At 39.3% G+C, this 22,691-nt stretch carries 21 protein-coding genes; 9 read left to right on the plus strand and 12 right to left on the minus strand.

Features of this window, described 5'->3' with window-relative positions:
* The first annotated feature begins 669 nt into the window (after positions 1-669).
* The 4 genes from CAL6303_RS19225 to CAL6303_RS19240 all read left to right on the plus strand — a co-directional run bounded on the left by CAL6303_RS19225 (position 670) and on the right by CAL6303_RS19240 (position 6,636).
* A complete protein-coding gene (locus CAL6303_RS19225; protein ID WP_015199495.1) occupies positions 670-2,145 on the plus strand; it encodes a hypothetical protein in 1,476 nt (491 codons plus the stop codon).
* 14 nt (positions 2,146-2,159) lie between these two features.
* Positions 2,160-3,419 (plus strand): DUF1822 family protein, encoded by a 1,260-nt coding sequence (locus CAL6303_RS19230; RefSeq protein ID WP_041740783.1) that lies wholly within the window; start codon positions 2,160-2,162, stop codon positions 3,417-3,419.
* Entirely contained in the window at positions 3,416-5,812 is a 2,397-nt protein-coding gene (locus CAL6303_RS19235; protein WP_015199497.1) for a CHASE2 domain-containing protein, read from the plus strand. Before CAL6303_RS19230 ends, CAL6303_RS19235 begins: the two co-directional genes overlap by 4 nt.
* 77 nt (positions 5,813-5,889) lie before the next feature.
* A complete protein-coding gene (locus CAL6303_RS19240; RefSeq protein WP_015199498.1) occupies positions 5,890-6,636 on the plus strand; it encodes a DUF928 domain-containing protein in 747 nt (248 codons plus the stop codon).
* A 184-nt stretch (positions 6,637-6,820) separates the two neighbouring features.
* On the opposite strand, the gene CAL6303_RS19245 is transcribed toward CAL6303_RS19240, so the two are convergent.
* The 4 genes from CAL6303_RS19245 to CAL6303_RS19260 all read right to left on the minus strand — a co-directional run bounded on the left by CAL6303_RS19245 (position 6,821) and on the right by CAL6303_RS19260 (position 10,721).
* Entirely contained in the window at positions 6,821-7,309 is a 489-nt protein-coding gene (locus CAL6303_RS19245) for a low molecular weight protein-tyrosine-phosphatase (RefSeq protein WP_015199499.1), read from the minus strand.
* A gap of 107 nt (positions 7,310-7,416) precedes the next feature.
* A complete protein-coding gene (locus CAL6303_RS19250; protein WP_015199500.1) occupies positions 7,417-7,764 on the minus strand; it encodes a YbaB/EbfC family nucleoid-associated protein in 348 nt (115 codons plus the stop codon).
* A 158-nt stretch (positions 7,765-7,922) separates the two neighbouring features.
* The gene (gene era, locus CAL6303_RS19255) at positions 7,923-8,900 is read right to left on the minus strand and encodes a GTPase Era (protein ID WP_015199501.1); all 978 of its coding nucleotides are present in this window, start codon (positions 8,898-8,900) and stop codon (positions 7,923-7,925) included.
* Positions 8,901-9,092: 192 nt separating this feature from the next.
* Positions 9,093-10,721 (minus strand): DUF6930 domain-containing protein, encoded by a 1,629-nt coding sequence (locus tag CAL6303_RS19260; RefSeq protein WP_015199502.1) that lies wholly within the window; start codon positions 10,719-10,721, stop codon positions 9,093-9,095.
* A 532-nt stretch (positions 10,722-11,253) separates the two neighbouring features.
* Between CAL6303_RS19260 and CAL6303_RS19265 the strand changes: the two genes are divergently transcribed.
* The 3 genes from CAL6303_RS19265 (at position 11,254) to CAL6303_RS19275 (ending at position 12,592) form a co-directional block, all read left to right on the plus strand.
* Positions 11,254-11,619 (plus strand): iron-sulfur cluster assembly accessory protein, encoded by a 366-nt coding sequence (locus tag CAL6303_RS19265; RefSeq protein ID WP_015199503.1) that lies wholly within the window; start codon positions 11,254-11,256, stop codon positions 11,617-11,619.
* Between the two features lie 230 nt (positions 11,620-11,849).
* Positions 11,850-12,272, plus strand: coding sequence for a tetratricopeptide repeat protein (locus CAL6303_RS19270; RefSeq protein WP_015199504.1), 423 nt, complete (start codon positions 11,850-11,852; stop codon positions 12,270-12,272).
* Positions 12,273-12,346: 74 nt separating this feature from the next.
* Positions 12,347-12,592 (plus strand): hypothetical protein, encoded by a 246-nt coding sequence (locus CAL6303_RS19275; protein WP_015199505.1) that lies wholly within the window; start codon positions 12,347-12,349, stop codon positions 12,590-12,592.
* An 84-nt stretch (positions 12,593-12,676) separates the two neighbouring features.
* Here the strand turns inward: CAL6303_RS19275 and CAL6303_RS19280 are convergent, their stop codons facing one another.
* The gene (locus tag CAL6303_RS19280) at positions 12,677-13,582 is read right to left on the minus strand and encodes a TIGR01777 family oxidoreductase (protein ID WP_015199506.1); all 906 of its coding nucleotides are present in this window, start codon (positions 13,580-13,582) and stop codon (positions 12,677-12,679) included.
* A gap of 305 nt (positions 13,583-13,887) precedes the next feature.
* Here CAL6303_RS19280 and CAL6303_RS19285 point away from each other — a divergent pair, with 305 nt between their 5' ends.
* Complete coding sequence (locus CAL6303_RS19285) at positions 13,888-14,235, plus strand: hypothetical protein (protein WP_015199507.1); 348 nt, start codon at positions 13,888-13,890, stop codon at positions 14,233-14,235.
* A 96-nt stretch (positions 14,236-14,331) separates the two neighbouring features.
* Here the strand turns inward: CAL6303_RS19285 and CAL6303_RS30435 are convergent, their stop codons facing one another.
* Complete coding sequence (locus CAL6303_RS30435) at positions 14,332-14,508, minus strand: hypothetical protein (RefSeq protein ID WP_015199508.1); 177 nt, start codon at positions 14,506-14,508, stop codon at positions 14,332-14,334.
* 61 nt (positions 14,509-14,569) lie between these two features.
* Here CAL6303_RS30435 and CAL6303_RS19290 point away from each other — a divergent pair, with 61 nt between their 5' ends.
* Positions 14,570-14,830 carry a hypothetical protein gene (locus tag CAL6303_RS19290; protein ID WP_015199509.1) on the plus strand — a complete coding sequence of 87 codons (261 nt, stop codon included), beginning with the start codon at positions 14,570-14,572 and terminating at the stop codon, positions 14,828-14,830.
* 241 nt (positions 14,831-15,071) lie between these two features.
* On the opposite strand, the gene CAL6303_RS19295 is transcribed toward CAL6303_RS19290, so the two are convergent.
* The 6 genes from CAL6303_RS19295 to CAL6303_RS19320 form a co-directional block, all read right to left on the minus strand.
* The gene (locus tag CAL6303_RS19295; RefSeq protein ID WP_015199510.1) at positions 15,072-16,568 is read right to left on the minus strand and encodes an HlyD family efflux transporter periplasmic adaptor subunit; all 1,497 of its coding nucleotides are present in this window, start codon (positions 16,566-16,568) and stop codon (positions 15,072-15,074) included.
* A gap of 216 nt (positions 16,569-16,784) precedes the next feature.
* Positions 16,785-17,387, minus strand: a complete 603-nt coding sequence (locus CAL6303_RS19300) for a hypothetical protein (RefSeq protein WP_015199511.1) — start codon at positions 17,385-17,387, stop codon at positions 16,785-16,787.
* 231 nt (positions 17,388-17,618) lie between these two features.
* Complete coding sequence (locus CAL6303_RS19305) at positions 17,619-18,206, minus strand: GNAT family N-acetyltransferase (RefSeq protein WP_015199512.1); 588 nt, start codon at positions 18,204-18,206, stop codon at positions 17,619-17,621.
* A gap of 153 nt (positions 18,207-18,359) precedes the next feature.
* The gene (locus CAL6303_RS19310; protein WP_015199513.1) at positions 18,360-19,031 is read right to left on the minus strand and encodes an ABC transporter ATP-binding protein; all 672 of its coding nucleotides are present in this window, start codon (positions 19,029-19,031) and stop codon (positions 18,360-18,362) included.
* Positions 19,032-19,136: 105 nt separating this feature from the next.
* Positions 19,137-20,348: an ABC transporter permease gene (locus CAL6303_RS19315; protein ID WP_203225930.1), complete on the minus strand. Its 1,212-nt coding sequence runs from the start codon at positions 20,346-20,348 to the stop codon at positions 19,137-19,139.
* 77 nt (positions 20,349-20,425) lie between these two features.
* Positions 20,426-21,943: an efflux RND transporter periplasmic adaptor subunit gene (locus CAL6303_RS19320; RefSeq protein ID WP_015199515.1), complete on the minus strand. Its 1,518-nt coding sequence runs from the start codon at positions 21,941-21,943 to the stop codon at positions 20,426-20,428.
* Positions 21,944-22,691 lie beyond the last annotated feature (748 nt).

Here is a 22,691-nt window from a genome sequence, read left to right on the forward strand (position 1 = left end):
ATCAAAACATGCATTGTTTTATGGACAAACTGAATTAAATCAAAATTAAATTGCCTGAATATGCATAATTATCCCTTCGTAGTACCCATAGACATACAGTATATCTATGGCTAGGTTTCATTATTTAGATTGCCGAAGTCAAGATATTGTTTAGCCAATTACAACTTCTAGTAAGGATATGAAAAAATTATGCTTTCTACAAAGAAGAGTTTTAAAGCTTGAAGTTGACTACAGCTTGAGGCAATGTAAGTGTTTATACAAAATTCAATGTATATTGTCGCTGCCTAGTATAGGCTGGAAGGAAGCATAAGTTAGTACCAAACAGTCTCTCTTCTCTAATTATATATACTAAGTGGCTACGCAAAATTAAATATATATTGTTATTCTGTAGCTTGCGAACCGTAGGGTGAGATGAAGCAATCCCAAAAATTTGAGCGTTTCGGAATGCATGATTAATTTTGCACTACTACTTATGGAACTTGAAAACTACACTATGTACAAAATAAAGTATGACACAGAAAAAAACTCAAAAAAAATTTGGACAATTTTTAAAGGCTTTAGAAATAGCTATTCATAAAAAAATAAATGGAAAGAACACTTTTCCCGAGAAATCATATCTTCTAAGGAATTATACTTGCGGAGATAGTTTTAATGGGCTGAGAGGATAAGATGAAGAAGCGACAAGATATCATTCAGAAATTTTCAACATTTTTGATGTTAGAAAGTAACAGAAAAAATACTAGCTTGATCTGGAAAACAGATTTAAGGTTAGAACATAATATTAAAACCTTAATTCAATTAGAACCAGCAGCTAAATCTGAATATTGGGCACATTATTTTCTGAAAATATCAAAGACAAAAAATATTACAAATTCGTCGCTACTAAATGAAGGTAATTATGTTCATACCGAAGCGGATTTTCTCCAGATATCACCATCAGTTAATTTGGATCAAGCTCGAATGCATTTATCTTCCTATTTACAAGAAGCTTCCTTTTGGGCAGCCTATAGATGTTATCAAAAATTTAGTTTTCTTCGACATCGATACCCTTTGGAAGAATTATTCCAAATTGCTAATACTAATATTAATCAACCGGAAAAACTATTTAAAAGCTTTGATTTAAAACATCCTAAATATAATATAGAAGCTTATACGAAAGTAGCTTTAGTTCGTTCTATACAAAATATTATTTATGCTCAAGATATTGAAGCTAAAAGAACAAAATTCTCTGATTATGGACTTTTAAAAGATTTAAATGCTAAGGAATTGAAAGAAGCTTTGGTTTCAAAAGGAATACCAGAAACTAAGATTAATGAATATTGCTTGGTTTGGCAATGTTTTGATGAAATTTATTATTATAAACACGAGAAAAATAAAGATAGTTCTCAATTATCGGAAACACAAATATCAGAAATTTTAATTTTGTATAAGCAGTTATGCAATCGCCTAAACCTGAAAGTTGCAGCAGTATCTACAGAAATAATTCAACTAATTTTAATTACCTGTATTCAAGCAGCTCGTGAATATCGGACAAAGAGATTTTACCCAATAGATGATTACACCAATTTAAGAGACAAAACTCCAAGTTTATTAGACGATTTAATTGAGGAAGAAGAGTGGAAAGAAGTGAAATCAATCGTTAAAAATTTATTTTTTGAACTCGCAGAATCAGAACAAATTATGTTTAACCTTTGGTGTGGTTTGAACTTAACTCAAACCGAAATTGCAAATGTACTCAAATTTAAATATACAGGAATTCAAAAGCAGTATCAAGTGGCTCGACATTTAGGTAAACATGCAAGTCACTTATTAAAAAAATTCTTACATGAGTGGCGAAAAATTTATCCAGAAGTTCAAATTAATGATGACAAAGATCTGGAAAAAATCAAAGATGGGATGAATAGCTGTTTACAGATCTTAAATAAGCAAATATTCACTGATATGTTATTTAAGGTAATTAAAGAGCATAAATTTGATCTCAGCCTATCATTAGGAGATTTAAACGATGACTTAATTAATAAATTTCAAACGGAGATAGAATCCACTATGCAGCTAAAAGAAAAATCTTTAAGCTGTGTCAGTCGGAAAATCGGCATGTTTGTCTCCGAATATCTCCATAATCATGACATTAATTATATCAAATGAATAAGGTGGAAATTATGACATTCCAGTTAAATGAACTAGAGGAAATATATCCAGAAAATTTATGGTTAACATTATCACCTGAACAAAAACAAGATGCATGGAAAAAAACTTTTCAACAATTTGATATAAATCATCCCAATAGTTGGCAAATATTTATTAATTGTTTATGTCAAAATGAATTTTTAAAATGGTTGAAATGTGATCCAGATTTTCAGCAGGATTTAAATACATTTCCTGAATATCAAGATGCTAATTTTTGGGGATTTGTCAATGGTTCAATTATCACTATAGGGGAGACAAAGTTAGTAATTGTACCCACAGAAAAAAGTCACCCGATGAAAATTGAGATTCCCCAAGAGTGGGTTGATATTCCAAAATTTACTCCGCATTACTATCTAGCTATGCAGGTAAACTTAGAGGATTCTTGGCTACGTGTATGGGGATATGCAACCCACCAGCAAATTGCGAATCAAGCAGAATATAACAAAATAAATAAAACTTACTGTTTAGATAGAGAGGAACTAGTTTCAGATTTAAATATTATGTGGGTAGCACGAGAACTTTGTCCTCAACAAATGTTTAACAATAAATTAGGAACAAAAGTATCGAATGTTTCAAATATCCGATCTTCAGAAGTTTTGCTGAAAAATTTAAGTTGTAAAAATGTAGTTTCACCGCGTCTATATGCCGATTTTCAGGAGTGGGAGATTCTAATTTCTTCGGATAATTTACGAAATCAATTATATCAGAGAAGATGTGAAAACTTTAGTGAACATCAAAAGCAGCTTTCCTTACACCAGGTTGTCAGTTTTAGCCAATGGGTAGAAAATAGGTTTACAGCAGGATGGCAAAATGTTGATGCACTATTGAACTTGCAGAAAAAAACTGTTGTCTCTCAATTTAGAAGCGATATAGCCTTAAATAAATCTCGTGTAAAAGGGGCTAAATTAATTGATCTGGGAATGCAACTAGGAAAACAAAGTGTAGTTCTATTAGTTGGAATATCCCCAGAGATAGATGATAGAATTAGTATTAGGGTTCAGCTTTATCCAGCAGATGAAGAATCTTATTTACCTGCCAGTATGCGGCTTGCCTTACTTTCTCAGTCGGGTATGCTACTACAAGAGGTAATTTCTCGTAGCCATGATAGTTATGTACAACTAAAAAGGTTTAAGTTTCCTTTGGGGAAATCTTTTAGCATCCAAATGGTGCTGGGAGATGTGAATATAAAAGAAGATTTTATCCTAGATCAGCTTCTCGGAAAACTTTCATGACTAAGTTAGTGGTATTAAATTTAGGAAAAGGAGATTTTCGACAGGGATTTTCCACTGTTACTGTCCAGTTATGGGAAAATAGCGATCGCATTCCGGTTCAACTCCTTGCTAGCTTACCCCCAACCTCAGAAATTCCAGAACTGTATCGACGCTGGCAACTACTTTATTGTTTACTAAATGAGGCAATTATAAGAGGTAACAGTGTAACTTTCGACGAAGAATCGGAAGTAGAAATTGAAGAAGAAGATATCACGAATATATCTTTAATGGAATTTGATGACTTGTGTGATGAACTAAAAAAACAAATTAACCTTTGGTTGAAATCTCCATCATTCATCCATATCGAACAAAAGTTACGGACAAAATTAGCATTATCAGATGAAATCCGCTTCATCATTGAAACCGAAAACGAGCAAGTTCGTCAAATTCCTTGGCATTTATGGGACTTATTTGAAGATTATCAATATGCTGTAGCATGTTTAGGCAGTTCCGAGTTTGAAAACCCCAAAACCACTACAAAAAATCCAAATCGTAGCATGAGGATTTTAGCGATTTTGGGAAATAGCGATGGAATTGACATCCAAAAAGATCGGAAAATTTTGGAAACCATATCAGGGGCAAAAACACTCTTTTTAGTGGAACCCACCCGTAGAGAATTAGATAATTGCTTATGGGATAAACAAGGCTGGGATATTATTTTTTTTGCGGGACATAGCTATAGCCAATATAATGGTGAAAGCGGTAAAATCTATATTAATAAAACAGATAGTCTGAAAATTTCCCAGTTAAAAAACGGCTTAAAATCAGCAGTTTCTCATGGTTTGGGCTTAGTAATCTTTAATTCCTGTGATGGTTTAGGATTAGCACAGGATTTGGCATCATTACACATTCCGCAAATAATAGTCATGCGTGAACCTGTAACAGATGCAGTCGCACAGACATTTTTAAAGTATTTTATTCAAGCATTTGCAACTGGTGAATCTTTGTATCTTTCGGTGCGAGAAGCACAAGCTAGATTACAGGGTTTGGAAGATGAGTTTCCTTGTGCGAGTTGGTTGCCAGTAATTTGTCAAAATCCAGCTGCCCAACCCTTAGTTTGGAGAAAGAAGTCAAAGAATACTGTTGCAGTAGTAAAGAGAAGTTTTATCCCCAGCAAAAAAGCTTTTGTCTTGGGGGTACAAACAAGTATATCCATCACTGCCCTAGTGATGGGAGTGCGAAGCTTAGGTTGGATGCAATCATGGGAATTATCTGCCTTTGACAGCATCATGCGATCGCGTCCTGCAGAAACACCAGATAATCGAATTATACTTGTCACAGTTACAGAAGCTGATGTTCAAGCACAACCCGCAGCAGAAAGGGGTGGTGCATCTTTATCAGATAAAACTTTAGCTCAAATAATCGAAAAAATAGAGCCACTTAATCCCCGCGTAGTTGGTTTAGACATCTATCACGAAAATCCTGTTTCCCCAGAATACCAGAAATTAAAGGCATTCATGCAAACAAGCGATCGCTTCGTTGTGATTTGCAAAGCTGGTGAAGACGAGACAGAACCAGGAGTTCCCCCACCACCAGGAGTTCCCCCACAAAGCCTAGGTTTTAGCGATGTCGTACCTGATGCAGATACAATCGTGCGTCGGCAATTATTAGCGATGGCACCACCTACCGACCCTGCTATCGCGTGCAAAACAGATAAGTCTTTCAATTATCGCATTGCCACTAGTTATTTAAAATCTCAAAACATCACAGCAAAGCTAACACCAGATGATAACTGGTTGATCGGTACAAAAGTTTTTCAAAGTGTTCAAGCAAATAGCGGTGGATATCATCAAATAGACAGTCGAGGATATCAAGTATTTCTCAATTGGCGAGCTGCTAATCCATTTATCAAGCGAGTTACAGTTCGAGAAGTTTTAAACAATCAACTAACTGCCGACTTGGTTAAAAATCGGATTGTTCTAATTGGAACAATAGCCGAAAGTTTTAATGATGAACGTTGGTCTACACCCTATACTACTGCCTCATTACCCTATAAACAAGTAGCAGGAGTAGTCGTCCAAGCCCACATGATCAGTCAGATTCTTAGTGCTACCTTAGATAATCGTCCCCTGTTGTGGGTATTGCCTAAATGGGCAGAATTCATCTGGGTTGGATGTTGGTCTGTTATTGGCTGTTTAATTGCTTATTATTCTCAATCTAAATGGCACTTAGTTATCAGTTTAATAATCGGATCGGGAGCTTTATATATTACTTGTCTTTTCCTATTAGTTCAAGGTGTTTGGATACCTTCAGTTCCATCAGCCATAGTTCTATTGGGAAGCGCTGCAATGCTAATAATCTACACCGAATATCAAACAGTCAATAAAAACTGGGATATTTACGAACAATCATAATAAAACTTAATACAAAGTATACATAATTTTATTTTTTTGCTAAGAGTAAATATACACGAATAAAATTGTTATAACCCATGAGTCAGATCAAAAACAGTCTCAAACCTCAAATTACAATTTTTTTTGCATTGTTCCTGTGGATCATCTGCTGGATTCCATCAATTGCCCAATCTAATCAAGCATCCCCAAAGCAATCAGAACCAGATGGTTCTAGCCGTGGCAGACCAAGCACTAGGAAAGGTACTGGCAGTCGTGGTGACTGTCCCCCTGTAAATATCCCCCTAACTGCTTTAATTCCTGAAAATAATCAAGCTTTAACATTGTCAGAACATCCCAATGTTTGGGTTTTTGTTCCTTATACATCTGCTGATATTGTCGCAGGTGAATTTGTTTTGCAGGATGAAAAAGATAATGATATTTACCGCACCAATTTTACCCCCCCAGATCAACCAGGAATCGTTAGTATTGATTTAAAAAAATCCCTATCTTTACAAACAAATACAACCTATCAGTGGTACTTTAAACTTTACTGTTCACAACAAAAATTATCTAACCCAATATTCGTTAAAGGCTTGATTAAAAGAACAACAACTAATCCAGAAATAGAAAAAAAATTAAAAATTGCTAAAACACCTCAACAGCGCTTCAGCATATACTATCAAAACAATATTTGGTATGAAGCTGTTAGTGAGTTAGCAAAAAGTTATCCCCACCAACCACAAAATCGGAGTTTATTTCACGATTGGTTTAGTTTATTAAAGAGCGTTGATTTAGAAAATTTAACTTCTCAACCCGTGATTGGAGACATTAAAAAAGTTTTTTAGTTTTCCAGAAGGTATAACCTGCCCTCTTACGGCTTAGTTTGACGGGAAGAACATCTAAGCGCCAACTTCTCCCCGTTACAAAACAGACTCATTAGACATCTCCAGATAATTAATTATGCGTTACTCAAAACCCTTGTAGAGACGTAGCAATGCTACGTCTCTACGTCTTTTTCGGAGATGTCTATTACTCATTACTCATTACTTGTTTTTTAACATCCTTTAATAAACCCTCACAAGCATCTGTTAATAAATCTATGACTTGATTGAAACCTTCGGTACCACCATAATAAGGATCTGGTACTTCTTTGAGGGTATGACGAGAACAAAAATCGCACATTAACTTGACTTTTTCACCATATTCTGAGTTTTTATCCACAGCTAGAATATTGGCATAGTTATCTTTATCCATGGCTAAGATCAAATCAAAGTCTTGAAAATCTGACTTTTGAAATTGACGTGCCCTACCTTGCATTGTAATATTCAGTTTCTGTAATGCAGCTTTGCTCATACGGGCATCTGGGGGACTACCAACGTGATAACTTGCTGTTCCGGCTGAATCACAGATAATTTTATCGCTTAAACTGCTGGTTTCAATCAGGTGGTTCATGATATTTTCGGCTGCTGGAGAACGGCAAATGTTTCCTAAGCAAACAAATAGAAGCTTGTAAACCATAACTAAAGTACAAATCTTAAAGTACAAATCTTGATATCTGATCACCTGTCATTTGTCCCAAGTCCAAAAACTAAGGACAAATCACAAATGATTATAAGGGATTGGTTTTAAAACCCAGGTAGTTCTAATCCGCTGGTTAGTTCTTCCATGCGATCGCGCATTGTCGCCGTAGACTTAACATAAGCGTCCTTCATCGCTGCTGTCACCAAGTCAGAAAGTACATCAGCACCTTCATTCATTGCCTCAGCAGAAATTTCCACCCGCTTAGGTTCTTGGTTTCCACTGACTACAACTTTCACCAAACCACCACCAGCCTCACCTTGAATTTCCATTACCTCCAATTCTTCTTGGAGTTTTTTGGCACCCTCTTGAACTTGTTGAGCTTTTTTGAAGGCATCTGCTAATTCCTTCATTTTACCTAAACCAAAGCCAAATCCTTGTCCTTTTCCGGTCATAATTCAGTGTCCGCCTATACGATCAAAAACAAATCAAATTTAATTATAGATGTCATGTGCTATTTGCCCATTTTTTGGGGAAGCCGAGAGGCAAAGGCAATAATGTAGAGACGTGACATGTCACGTCTTTCGATAGTTTTGTTTCCTACCCCAGACATCTACTGTTCGATACGATACCCCAAATCTGCTAATCTAATCCGTGAATGTCGCCATTTTGGTTGAACTTTGACAAATAATTCTAAATAGACTTTCCCAGCTATTAACTTTTGAATTTGCTCACGGGCAGAACTACCAATGGTTTTGAGCATTAAGCCACCTTTGCCGATGAGAATTCCTTTTTGGGAATCCCGTTCGACGTTAATTGTGGCTAGGACACGGGTAATGCTGGGTGTTTCTTCAACTTGATCGATGGCAATTGCTACCGAGTGGGGAACTTCTTCACGGGTGAGTAATAATATTTGCTCCCGAATTAGTTCGCCCATAATAAACCGCTCTGGTTGGTCGGTGACTAAATCTGGTGGATAATAATAGGGACCTGTTTCCAGTTTTTCAATTAACAAATCTTGGAGTTGTGGTAATTCTTCCCCAGTTATTGCCGAAAACTTGACAATTTTCCAGTTATTTGTACTTGCTAGTTGGGTATAGCTTTCATCAATTTTATCGGCTGATTCTGGGGGTTGTTGGTCAGTTTTGTTTAAGCCTAAAATTACAGGAGTTTGGCTTTTATTCAGTAATTCAGCCACATAGCGATCGCCTCCACCACAGACTGTCGATGCATCAACAACAAACAGAATTAAATCAACTGATTCAATAGCTGCTTTGGCATTCTGAACTAACACTTCACCTAGTTGGTGGTGCGGTTTATGAATTCCTGGGGTATCCACAAAAATAATTTGTGCTGCTGGTGTCGTTAAAATTCCCCGTAACCGATTGCGCGTGGTTTGGGCAATGGGTGAAGTGATGGCAATTTTTTGTCCCACCAATCGATTCATCAGGGTAGATTTACCGACATTAGGTCGCCCAACTATACCCACAAATCCTGATTTGAATTCAGGAGGAGCCTGGGGAATCATTACGTCCTCTGGGTAAAGGAAGTTGTTGGTTTCGATACTATTCACTTGGGACTCCCTCGTCATACTTGGATTTTCAATCAGTTATCAGTTACCAGTTATCAGCTAGAGCCAAGGCTTTACCACCATAATAAAAACTAATTATGCTGTTTTGAGTCAGAGTCCCGACTTATAATGCTGCCTCACCTGTTTACTGATTGAAAAGCTGGCTTTTGTTTTAGTTTAATTTATAGTGGAACGTCTTTCTAGATTGTGTATTCATTCAAGTTGCAGTTCAGGCATTAATTGCAGTGTCCCAATACCTAGATCTTTTGGTGCAAGCGATCGCCCTTCAAATAAAGCCATCATGTCACGCATTTGAGGATTACCCCGCGAAGCACCCGTAAGTCCTTTGGCAATAATTAAGCCGCAGTAGCCTTTGGTTAATTTACATCGCTCATTCCACTTTCTGCGCGCTTCCACATGAACGGGATCATCATCTTCAAACTCACCAAACAAAAATAATTCACCATTATGGGTTTGCAATAATCCCACATCGTAGCGACTTCCACCAAAAGGATCAGCACCAGGATTAAAACAAATAGCCTTGAGTCCACCTGCTTGCTCTAAATTCTCAATCACTATTTTGGCTTTAGGACGAGAAGTTTGAACTAAAATTACAGGCAACCCATCCCCAACAGGTTTAATTTTTTCGCCAATTTGTTGACATGTCACCCCCTTGTGGAGGTATTCCAACATTTCCCAAGAAACTACCCCCAAACTGAGAAATGAATCTTCGGGGATCAAATCATCCCGTAACGACTGAAACATCTCGTTTTCGGAGTCTAGATCATCCTCTTCATCCCCCACCATTTCTTCTAATTCGGTGGCTAATTCTGGCATTGTCGCAACGACGACATTAACGTTTGTGGTTGCATCTTCCAATTCGGGGAGGGAGATGCGATAACGACGGCTGAGGTTGGGAAACTCATCACTTTGTAATTGCCGACGGTAATCGCCGATGAAACGATGTAAGCTTTCCAAGGCTGTGTAAACTACCTGTGCTTCCTCGTCATACAATACCGATCTTAGCCCTTCTAAGGGGTGGATATTCCCAAATGTTGGTTCAATTTCCGCCAGAGGTAATTCTGCCAAATCACCTACTTCGTCTTCCTCATCATCTGTATTGCTTTCAAAAGTCAGAAATAAACAATCCTGCTTTAAAAATGCTTCTTCCAAATCTTCGGTTGATTCATCTTCACGGAGGACATTCGCACGGAAACGTCTAAGGGATTCTTCAGAACGGTACAACAAAATCCCGTACTCCATTCCCAGCATTCCCATAACTGAAGCATAAACTTTCTCAACATCCCACTGGTTAATCTCAATGGAGATGATTTGTTGTTCTTCCAAAAACTCCCAAGGGGCTGCTTGCCAGATCGCATAAGCTTTTTCGTGAAGTAATTCGGCGTAAGCTGGCGGCAAATCGGGAACTTGGCTATCGAGAATTTCGGCAAAACCACGAAATAGTTCGTCAATTAGCGGTAATTCTGGCACATAGTCGATGGCAATATCTAAATCTTGCAACACTCCACGCAGGTAAAATTGGATTTCCCGATCACGGACTACAATTCGCTGTGGACGACCTGGTTTTGCCGGACTATGGGGATTTTCCATTGCCCGCATCAACGTCCGTACAATTGCTTCTGGACCCGTTTCTGTGGCAACTACATCCATCCCTCGGACAATTCCCTGGGATCCATCAACCCAGAGAATACATTCGCCCTTTGCCTCTTCGTCAAGACGGTTTGACGAGGGTGACAATGGACGACGATCGCCCTCCCACACAGAAGGAATTTGGATTAATTTCTTCAAGCGACGACTGGTAGAGCGATTAAAACTTGTCATAAATATAATTAAATCAAAACAAGCAATTGGCAAAAACTAATTTGGGAAAAATGACAAACTTAAAGAAGTTTGCTTGTACTGGTCAACAAGAGGAAAAGGCTTAGGTGGCAAGATCGGGACTCAGATCTTGTATAAGTGTCCTAGAAGGACGTAGCTCTGACACATTTTCCCCTACCTCTTCTGGTCAACTATGGCAGAAAATGTACAAGGGTGAACATGGCAACACAGCGAGTCTTCCAATTTTAGGACAAAAATCTTGCAGTGCTTTTGGCAAAGTATTTAGATTTATATTTGACAACTTTCAGCAGCCAATATCGTTAGAATATATGTAAAAAGCATCAAATTAATTTGTGTTGGGATAAGGAAAGCCAAGTTTTAGCTAGCTAGTGCTTGCAGCCATATTTAGGGCAAGACTGGAGCTAGGTATTACAGTCTATGACTAAAGGCAAGAAAATATCAATTAGAAATTGTTATTTTTCGATTTCTTACCTCTAAAGTAATATTCTCTCAAAAAACGGAGTTAGATCATCACATGACACAAGCAACCCAAGAGACACAATCTGCACAGAAAGGAATTTTATTAAGCGAATCGGCATTACGACAAGTCAAATTGTTGCAAGGTAAACAAGGTCAAGATTTGTGCTTACGTGTCGGAGTTCGCCAAGGTGGATGCTCTGGAATGTCCTATTTGATGGACTTTGAAGATATTAGTAAGACTAACCCTGATGATGAAGTTTTTGATTATGATGGCTTCAAAATCGTCTGCGATCGCAAGAGCTTATTATATCTTTACGGTTTGATGTTAGATTTTAGCGATGCCATGATTGGTGGTGGTTTCCAATTTACTAATCCTAATGCTTCCCAAACCTGCGGTTGTGGTAAGTCTTTCGGGGTTTAAAGTTAAAACACAGGAGGCAGGGGAGAAAGATTCTGAAATTCCACTGCCAACTGTCTTTTCAATCCCCTAAATTTATACTTTCCTATATGGTGTTCTTCCCCTTGCTCCCTGCCCCTTTTCCTCTTCGTTGCCTGGGATTATGGGTTTAGAGAATTTCCGCGAGGGGTTGACTATTGACCCTAGAGCATTGACTATTATTTATTGACCGTTGATTAATTTAATTTTTATTTATGACTGAAACAATAGAAACTCTATTTGATACAGGTTTGGAGCGCTACAAAGCAGGTGAACCGATTTCAGATTTAATTCCTGTGTTTCAGGAAGTATGCGATCGCGCTCCCAAAAGTAGCCCTGCTTGGACTTGTTTGGCTTGGCTGTATCTGTTGGATAATAAGGCAACTCTTGCGACAAAAGCTGCTCAAAAAGCTGTGAAACTCAATCCCCAAGATCCCCAAGCAAGGGTAAACCTAGCTGTTGCGATGTTAGAAACCAAACAAAAAGGTTTACGGGAACATGTGGAATTTGCTCAACAGTTAATTTTTGTGAATGAAGAATGGCGCGAGGAAATTAAAGCTAGTATTCAAGATGGTTTAACTCGTAAACCTGATTGGCAAAGCTTGCAGAAGGTTAGTAACTGGTTATTTGAATCTTAGCTAGCCAGATCCCCGACTTCTTCAAAAATTCGGGGATCTACAATTCTCGCTAACTTCAATTTTTTGTATATTTTATGAAAGAAAAACTTCTAAACTGGCTTAATCTCGTTTTAGTGGCTGATGTTTTCCTAGTTTTACTGGGTTTTATTTGGTTTGCGATCGCTATTGTTGGTGAAGCCACTGGAATCAACCTCGGCTTAGATTTATGGCATCAACTTTGGCAACCTCTATTCAACCCCGCTATCGGCATCTTAATGGGTGGTGCATTGCTTAGTGGCATAATTAGTTGGTTTTCTAAGAAATTTTTGAGTAATCACTAATTAATCTCGTAGAGACGAGACAGATCACCCTACGGCTGCGATCAGGGTAAACGTTTCTATTTCATAGAAGTGCTGTCATCTGGTTCACTTGATTATTTCCACTAAGGCAGATTGCAACTTATCGTACTTGTAGCCGAATCCACTAGCCAAGGTTCTAGTGGGCAAAACCTGCTGACCCTCTAAAACCACGATGGCACCATCACCTAATAACGCTTCCAACGCGAAAGATGGGACGGGTAGCCATGAAGGACGATTCATCACTTTTCCCATTACTTGACAAAACTCTGTCATTTTTACTGGCTGGGGAGCCGTAGCATTATATACTCCCTGCATTTCTGGTTTGGTTAAAGCTTCAACAATCAAACCAACCACATCATCAATGTGAATCCAGGAAAACCACTGTTTACCACTACCGATGGGACCACCTGCAAATAGTTTGAAGGGGGTGATCATTTTACCCATTGCCCCACCATTCCCTAAGACGATTCCTAAACGGAGAATTACTAATCTCACCCCTGAATTTGTAACTTTTTTGGCTTCATTTTCCCAGGTTTGGCAAACTTCAGCCAGAAAATCCTGACCAGCAGGGCTGTTTTCATCAAAAGTTGCGGCTTCGCTGGTACCGTAATAACCGATAGCTGAGGCATTAACTAATACTTGGGGCTTCTGGCTGGAGTTGCTGATAGCTTGGACAATAGTTTGGGTTGTTTGTTTGCGACTATTGAGAATTTCTTGTTTTCGTTCGGGAGTCCAACGTCCTTCAGCGATGGGTTCACCTGCCAAATTTACCACTCCATCGCAACTGGCAATAGCGTTCTGCCAACTATCACAATTTACAATTTCGACATTGGGAAATGCTGTGTTGGGAAAAACCCTCTCAGCATGGGTTGTGTTGCGACTCAAGACAACTACACTCATACCTTGTTTGTGTAATCGCTCTACTAAACGACTACCTACGAACCCTGTTGCTCCTGCGATCGCTACTTTCATTTGTTTAACTTTTTCAAACCCTAATTCCTGTCTCAATTTTATTTTAAGGGCTATCCAGGACTCATCAGCAGATTTTTAAACAATTTTGGTCAATCAAACCAGTCGAAATCAAAAAAATCACCAGTATACATGTAAGTGTCTTTTTTACTACCCATTACTGACTTACATCCCTTGCTATAACGACAATTTTCAACACCCACCTACTTAACTGATTAGAAAACTATCTTAATTAATCTATAGTGACTTAGCTTTATTACTACCGAATATTATAGGATGGACGCAGTGTTGAAACCTGTGGAGCTTGCATGGCTCGCTATACTTGTTCGTTTATTGTGTCTGTTGCCATTGATCATCTCCAACCCCTAATGATAGAACTTCTAGAAAGTAGTGGTTTAGATGTTCAATATTATACCCCCGACTATATCATGGCTCGTGAAGCGCCTGGTAGTATTGATTTTCCTAAATTGGTGACGGTAGAAATTTTAATCGATAAAACCACAGCTACCGATTTAGAAACACGCATGACTTTAGTGGGTAAGAGTGCAGAATTACCACTTAAGCTTGACAATCACTGCCGACAAGTATTTGACTTCATCAAGCAAGAAATCGAACATAGCCGTCATTGGCATTTGATTCAGAGTTTGGCAGGGTAGATATTCTAACAGGAGGCAAAAAAATCTGCTATTAGAGCTTATACCGATTGAAAAAATCATTGCAACATATAAACAAGCTGTAGGGGTTTAGCAGTGCTAAACCCCTACCAAGCCATCTGTCGCATTATCGGGAAAGGCAGAGGGCAGAAGAGAATACTGTTTTCTGTCCTCTGCTGTCACCAAAGGTAACAAGGGTTTAAGATCCCACTGGGGTCGGAATCCTCTCCCAATTGTTCCTTCTGCCCTCTGCCTTTTGCCTCCTGCCTCCTTCATTTTTTCAAGATACTTGCATAAGTCCTGATATTGTTAAACTTTGTCGTCATTTCTAAATTTTATGGATTCACAACCCCAGCAACCAGGGACACAGTTTTTGACTTCGGAAGAATCTGCGAAAGTAGATGCTGCGTTATTATCTTCCTCAGAAAAGTTTTTGACTAGAATCACAATTTCATCTCTAAGGCTGTTGAAACACGTTGCAGAAGAGAATAATGTGCCTATAGAAGATTTGACGGTGCAGCAAGTTATTCAATGGTTTGAAAACGATGCAAGAATTCGTCGTGAAGAAGGAGCGGAAGCAGCATTTTTGAAATGGTAATCATTAGTGAACAGTTAACAGCTATCAGTTTACCCGCTCAATACACCTATACAGAACTAACCAAAAATTGACATATTTTTGCAAACTCACAGTTTCAAGCCCCCATAAATATAATTTAGGGGCTTTCTCTGCCCAGATCATTCGGGAAAAAGTGGCAGGTTTGAGTGGGGGTTAAATGCCTGACTCAAACTTTGATAACTGTTTACTGTTCACTGATTTTAATTGGCAATTGCAGAAAATCTTACCTCACAGAGAAAGCCTCGCTAAATCTGCGGGTAATTGGCTCCATAATAAAAGTCAACACTGATTTTTTGCGGGTGACAATTTCCCCACTTGCTGACATACCGGGAGTAAATACAACTTCTTCACCCCTTACAGTTAACCTGTCTTTTTTCAACTTAATGCGGGTGGGGAAAACCAAGCCTAATTCCTTATCAACAATTGCATTAGGGCTGATTTTGACCACTTCCCCATCTATGGTGCCAAATTCTTGGAATGGGAATGTTGCCATTTTCACCTTAGCTTTCATGCCTTGACGAATAAAGCCGATATCGCGGTTAAGAACTTTTACTTCCAAGAGGATTTCCTCACCATCTGGTAAAATTGATAGGAGTTCTTCACCAGATTGTACAGGTCCCTTGGTTGCTTTGATGCTGTAAATGGTTCCGGAAACAGGAGATTTAATAGTTTCATAGTCACTTTGCTTCCTTGCCTGATCAAGCTTACCGCTGACATCAGTGAGTTCTTCGCGGCGTTTATTCATTTGGGTCAAAACTTCACTTTGACGCTCAGAAGCCACCCTATCAGATTGGTTTTTGGCACTTTGGTAAGCCTGTTGCGCTTGACGAACTTCCTGTACTTGGGCAGCGATGTCCTTTTCTAAAGAAGTGGCTTTATCTGTAGCTTCAGTAATTTTGTTTTGGGAATTGATAATTTCGTCTCCAGCCCTAGTTAATTCCGCTTTGGCACGGTTGAGACGATCTTGAGCTTCCAAATAATCTAGGCGAGGTACAGCGCTACTTGCCACTAGTTTACGCATACTTTCTTCACGCTTCTGTGCTAAAGCCAGGTTTTCTTCAACTTTAGTGCGAAGAAGAAGAGAGTTTTCGTAATTAGCTTTGGAATTTTCCTGGCTGGTGCGAGCATTTGTAAGGTTTTCTTGTAGTCTTGCCAAGCGAACTTTGGCTTGATCTATTAAGGCTGTTTGGCGTTTTGCTTCAGCTTCTGCGGCAGCTTGACGGGATTCAAAATCCTTTAAGCGGGCGCTTAATAGTTCGTCTTGCATCTGACTACCAGCGTCTTTATTTCCAGTGCGTTCAGCGTTGAGACGGCTGATATCTTCTTTAATTAACTTGGCTGATTGGGAAAGACGGGTTACATCTAATTGTTGATATTCGGGATCTCGTTCTACCAATACTTGATTTTTGGTGACGCGATCGCCTTCTTTAACTCTGACTGCAACAATGGAACCATTGCCGATGGATGTAACAGGACGTACCTGGGTTGAGGCAATCAATTCACCTGGTGCGGTGGCAACCTCGTCAATTTGGGAAAAATACGCCCACGCGATCGCACTAAAGACTACAGCGCTCAGTGTCCCTGCTAATACTCTGGTATACAAAGGCGGTAATTCCTGTACCGCCTTACCTAATTCATAGGATAACTGATCTTCCGGTCGAGCAAATACCTGTTTAGTTTGACGTGCTTGAGCAGCATTTGCAGCTAGAGAGTTTCGCATAGAAGTTTAGGTTTAGATTTTGAGATTTTTAGTCTAGGTTAATTTTAGTCGGAAGCCAGAAGTGTGGAGATGCAGATCACCATTATAGAAGCCTTGATATATAGCTTTCAAATAATCAATAGTATTTTTAATTCTTCCGTATTTTGTTCATCAGCTTGTACGGAAGTCTCACTGGTGAGAATATCGCAAAGCTGTTAAAAAGTGGTGATTTTAACCTTACTTAAAGGAATTTACCACCTCTTTGTAACATATAAGCCAATAATAAAGTGCAACATTAATTCCACTGAACAACTTCGGAATTCCTTCCAAAGGACTGGAAGAACTGCTCCCTAAGTGCAATAAATCCACAAAGATACCAGAAATTAGTAATCCTAAACCGATCAGAAGTAAAACGTAAGGAGTCGATTTGATTATTTCCCGCCTGAAAGTAATTCCATAATAGAGACCTATCAGAGCATAAACCACTATAGTTAAGAATTTGGGAATGCCAAAATCTGCAAGGAATATTATATGAATTCTATATTTTTCATTCATTAAAAACCCTAAAGTTACTAATGCAGAATAAAAAATAAATCGATTGTTTTTATTTTGAGGAGCAATCTTTTTCAGAACAATAAAGCTAAAGGCACAAATTAACGGTGGAACAGCGCACAATAACTGAAAAATATTTGTTAATAGCCCCTCAGTTAAAGAATTTGGAAAATGAGGTGGCATGAATAAGGCACCAGCTAGCGGATTAATATATTTGGTATAGGCAAGTAAAGTAATGACAATTAATAAACATAAACCGTTAAGCCACAAAATAGAGCGATATTTCATGAGAATAGAACCTAGTTAGTGCGAACAACTTACGTCGCGCAAGCTACGCAATCGCTCGTAGATTCGGTGTCAGGGAGTACAGAAACTAACATACAGCACTTCGGGCAGCTATGAGGTACACACTTAAAGCTGAAAACTATGAGTAGGAGAGGGGCAAGGACAAAACTCTACTGTGTAATAGCCGGAAGTGCTGTAACTGAGAAAACTAATCTCCAAGTGCTTCCACCTAAGCTACGAATCTGCTAACGGAAGCAAAGGAAAAGATTTTGAATTAACTTTGTCAGTAGAGGTCAAATCAAACGCTAGTATCATGTTACTTTTAGAAAAATTATCAAAACAAGAGTTTGGAAAGACTTCGTATCCAAATCCTAGCTTGTTGCAACCGATAGACTCGTAAAAAGAAATTGCTTTTTCATTGCTTCCTCCAGTGTAAATGTAGAGTGATGAGAAACCCTTACTACGAGAGATTTTACAAGTTGTATTGAACAAATATGAACCTACTCTCTTACGACGGTAATCGGGTATGATTCCAAACCAACCTAACCAACATCGCTCAGAGGGATCTTCTTGCTCACAGTAAACTCCTGTTACCCCAATAGGCTTATTCAAGTGAAATGCCACATAGACGCTCCACACAGGTACTTCACGATTTCGTTTGCGTCCATAACCGCACCACCTTAGCATTGAAAGCAGAAAGCGTTCGTTAAATTCAGTCAGTTCTTTAAACAAAGGCAAAAAATGCTGGATGTCTGCTGTCTGTAATACTTTAAAATCAGATACCTTATATTCCCCGTTTTCTGATAATGTTTCCCAAGTCATGTCAAGATACACAGTAATGAACAGATCACGATTCGAGCTTCATTGCTACATGGACAGCTTATTTTATAATGGATATAGCATAACATCGCGTAAACGACTTACGTCACGCACGCCTGCCGCAAATTGAGTCAATGCTTCCTCTACTTTTGCTTCCTAATTCACAATTAAACCATCTTGAACCCGGATAATCCGCTTGGTTTGGGCGGCAATATCTGGTTCGTGGGTAACAATCACAATGGTGATGCCTTGTTCATTTAACTCAGTTAACAACTTCATCACATCATGGGATGTTTCCGTATCCAAAGCACCTGTAGGTTCATCTGCTAAAACCAGTGCTGGACGGTTTACTAGCGCGCGTGCGATCGCTACTCGCTGTTGTTGCCCACCAGATAGCTGACTGGGACGATTTGTGGTTCTCTCTGCTAATCCCACCCGTTCTAATGCTGCTAAGGCTCTTTCTCGACGTTTGGGTTTGGGTAAATTCGCGTAAACCATTGGTAACATTACATTATCTAAGGCTGTTGCCCGTGCTAACAGGTTAAATTGTTGAAACACAAACCCGATTCTTTGGTTACGAATATAGGCTAATTCATCATCATTAAAGGTGGTGAGGTTGCGACCTTCAAATATATAGTCTCCACCTGTAGGACGATCTAAGCATCCTAAAATATTCATCAGTGTGGATTTACCAGAACCTGATGCTCCCATAATGGAAACATATTCCCCTTCTTCGATGGCAAGTTCGATTCCTTTGAGAATTGGAACGCTAACTTCTCCTAGTTGATAGGTTTTGGTGATGGATTCCATCCAAATCATGGTAGGCATTTTAATTGGTTGGTTTGTGTAGTAATTAATTTTTTTAACGCAAAGAAACGCGGAGTTTAACGCAGAGAAACCGCAAAGAAAGACGGAGGAGAGGAATTGAGGGGTTTAATCGCTGCGTAGGGCGTTGATTGGATCTAGTTTAGCTGCGTTCCTAGCTGGAATTACCCCAGCTATTAAACCGACAATCAATGAAAGAAGAAAACCAACAATAATTGAAAGTAGCGAGATGACAAAAGGAAACTTAAACACTGTTGCAGCGGCAAAAGCAATGATTATTCCTATAGCAATCCCAATACCACCACCCAAGCTGGAAATAACGATTGCTTCTGTTAGAAATTGATTGAGAATAGCCGAATTTGTTGCTCCTACTGCTTTACGAATGCCAATTTCCCTTGTGCGTTCCACAACTGAAACTAGCATAATGTTAGCAATACCAATACCGCCAACTACTAGGGAAATCCCAGCAATGGCAACTACCATAACTGTGAATAAACCCACGACATTTGTAAAAGTACTAATAATATCTGCTTGGTTGGTGATGCGGAAATCATCAGGTTGGGGAGGATAGATATTGTGCCGCAATCGGAGGATATTTGTCACTTGAAACTGAGCAGCTTCTAGTTTTTGTTGATCGCTGGCTTTAATTAAAATTCCGTTTACAGAAATCCCAGCTAGGGCATTATTTCCCACTAATCTGGCTGACATGCTGGTGAGGGGAATAAAAATTTGGTCATCTCGATCCATTGGTCCTTGGGAACCTTTTGCCTCTGTAATTCCGATGACTTCGTATGCTTCTCCCCGAATCCGAATTCTTTCACCGATGGGGTTGGCACCTTGGGAAAAAAGTGTTTTTTGAACCGTCGGACCAATTACTGCAACTTGTGCAGCGGTATCTAATTCTTCTTGGGTAAAAAATCTACCTTGTTGGGTAAAGGTGTTTCTTGCTTCTGGGTAGTTTAAATCTGTACCGTAAATTATGGTTGAGGTGTTTTGTCCTTCGTACACCACTTGAGCACTACGTTGGAGGTAAGCAGAAACGATTTCAGCGGATGGAGCTTGTTTGGCGATCGCTTTGCTGTCTTCCCAGGTTAAAGTGCTACTAGATCCTAGTCCTTGGCTAATATTATTCCCGCTTCTGGCTGCACCTGCTAATACCTGCAATACGTTTGTACCCAAGGATTGGATTTGCTGCTCAACTCCTTTTTGCACACCTTGCCCTACAGAAGTAATGGCAATCACTGAGGAAATACCAATAATTACCCCCAGCATTGTCAACCCGGTGCGTAATTTGTTACTCCACAGGGTCTCTATCGCCATGGATAATATTTCCAGCAGCGGCACTGTACGGGTATCAATAGGCTTAGGAGTTTTTTTGTTGATCGGCTTGAGCTTGATCATCTGCGGGAGCCTCCACCGCCACCGGGGAGAACTCCACCCCTGGGTGTTGATTGGGTTCTAGTTCCTGGAGGGAAACTCAGCAAGACTTTTTCATTGCCTTGTAGTCCCGATTTGACTTCGGTAAACCGATCGACGGTTACGCCCGTTTGAATCCGTTTAAATACTGGTTGAGCAGTGTTTCCAGATACAAATACTCCTGTAGAATTTTCCCGCCGTACCACCGCTGCTGTTGGCACTACCAAAGTATTTTCCAGTTCACCTGCCTGAAAATCGGCTTCTACGTTCATCCCCGACCGTAGCGATCGCTCTTTGTCATCAAGGGCAACTTTCACCTCAAAGCTGGTGACATTTTGCTCTACTGTTGCTTGTGCGGCAATTTGACTAACTTTACCTGTAAAACTTTTGCCGGGGAAAGCATCGGCTCTGATGGTGACTGGTTGCCCAAGTTGGATTTTGGCAATGTTGGTTTCGGCTAAGTTGGCTACTACTTCGTTGGCTGTAGCTAGGGAGAGAATCGAAGAGGAGAGGGAGGAGGAAACAGAACTGGCAGCAGTGGTTGGAGTCACGAATGCCCCAGGATCGGCGTATTTTTTGGTGACTAAGCCATCGAAGGGGGCTTTAATTACGGTATCGCTAATTTGAGATTGGATATTTTGCAGGGAACCACGGGCAGAAATTACCTGAGCGCGGGCTTGATTAATGTCTTCTTGTCTATTTCCGGCTTTGAGGAGGGCTAAAGCTTGCTGCCTCTGTCTAACTACAGCTTGGAGTTGACTAATGTCTTCGGGACGAGAGCCAGCTTTTTGGAGGGCTAAGGCTTGTTGTGCTTCTGTAACAGCAGCTTGAGCGCTATCACGATCGGCGCGTTTTTGGTTTAGAACTTGGAGTGCGATCGCACCAGAACTATACAGCTGTTGGTTGCGTTGAAAGTCATCTTCAGTCCTATTTAAGGTTGCTTGAGCGCTAGTTAATCTTGCCTGTGCTTGAGCAACATCTTGGGGACGATTCCCCGCTTGGGCTTTTTGAAGGTTTGCTTGGACTTCTTCTAATTGTGCCTGTGCTTGGGCAATGTCTTGGGGACGGTTCCCCGCTTGAATTTTTTGCAGATTTGCCTCAGCTTGTGCTAACTGTCCCCTTGCTTGGGTAAGTTGTCCTTGGAAGTTGGAATCATCCATGTAGGCGATGATTTGACCTGCCTGGACAATATCTCCTTCTTTCACTAATAATCTCTTGACTATACCTGAATTTTTCGGGCTAACGTTAATGGAGCGCTCTGGCTTCACAGTCCCGTTGGCAGAAATCACAATTGCTAGATTACGTCGCTCCACAGAACCTGTGACAACTCTTTGTGTTGCTTCCTGTTTGGGAACAACCACCATTTGCCTATATACCAATGCCCCAATTCCCCCCAACAGACCGAGAATTAAGAGCCATAATAGCCAGTTGTTTCTGCCTTTTCTCTGAATTTTGGCAGATGATGTTGAATCTTTGGGTTGAGTGATATCGATAGTCATAATTCATTTCTGCGATCGCAATAATTAGCCACTAAGTCATAGCCTTTTTACAATTGAATAAGATCCAGATTCTGAATTGCTAGATTCTTAACTGAATATTCGCTGACTAAATCAAGTTAATTTCGCCCACATCATCCTGTCAATATCTATCACTGCACCCATAACTTGGCAGTCCTATTCGTATAAATATATGCTAGTAATTATCTTACAAAAAGTCCAATCTTTCGATATGACAAAAGTCATCAGTCTTTTTCCAGCCCTATATGACCAAAGTCATCTTCTACTGGTGATTTCAGTAGATCTTTTAGTATTTTAATATACATCTAATAAAGATTATTACGTGTTTGTCTGCATAAGTTTTCGCCGAAGTACATATCACGAAGCGAAGCAAATAAAAGCAAGTCTATAAAATATTTATCTCTTGACGGCGAACTATCAGCATTTATTATCAGCGATTTTCGACATATTTAATTGATTTTCCCAATCACGGACTGATGAAGTTTATAAGCCTTTTTTTGCCACTTATTTATATTTATTATTTATCAACACTTAATAGTATCACTTATGTTTTGTCATTCACAACTACCATAGAGGGAATTGTTTAAATATTCCTTTTGGGATAGATTATAAAATGAAAATATATGTGTGGAAGAACAATCATACCTAAAATTTTTCTGACGATGCCTGCTGAAAATATTAATCATTCTAATATCTCAGCATATTTTTGATTATTTTTTTAATCAAGATA

The sequence above is a fragment of the Calothrix sp. PCC 6303 genome, assembly GCF_000317435.1.
Taxonomy (GTDB): Bacteria; Cyanobacteriota; Cyanobacteriia; order Cyanobacteriales; family Nostocaceae; genus PCC-6303.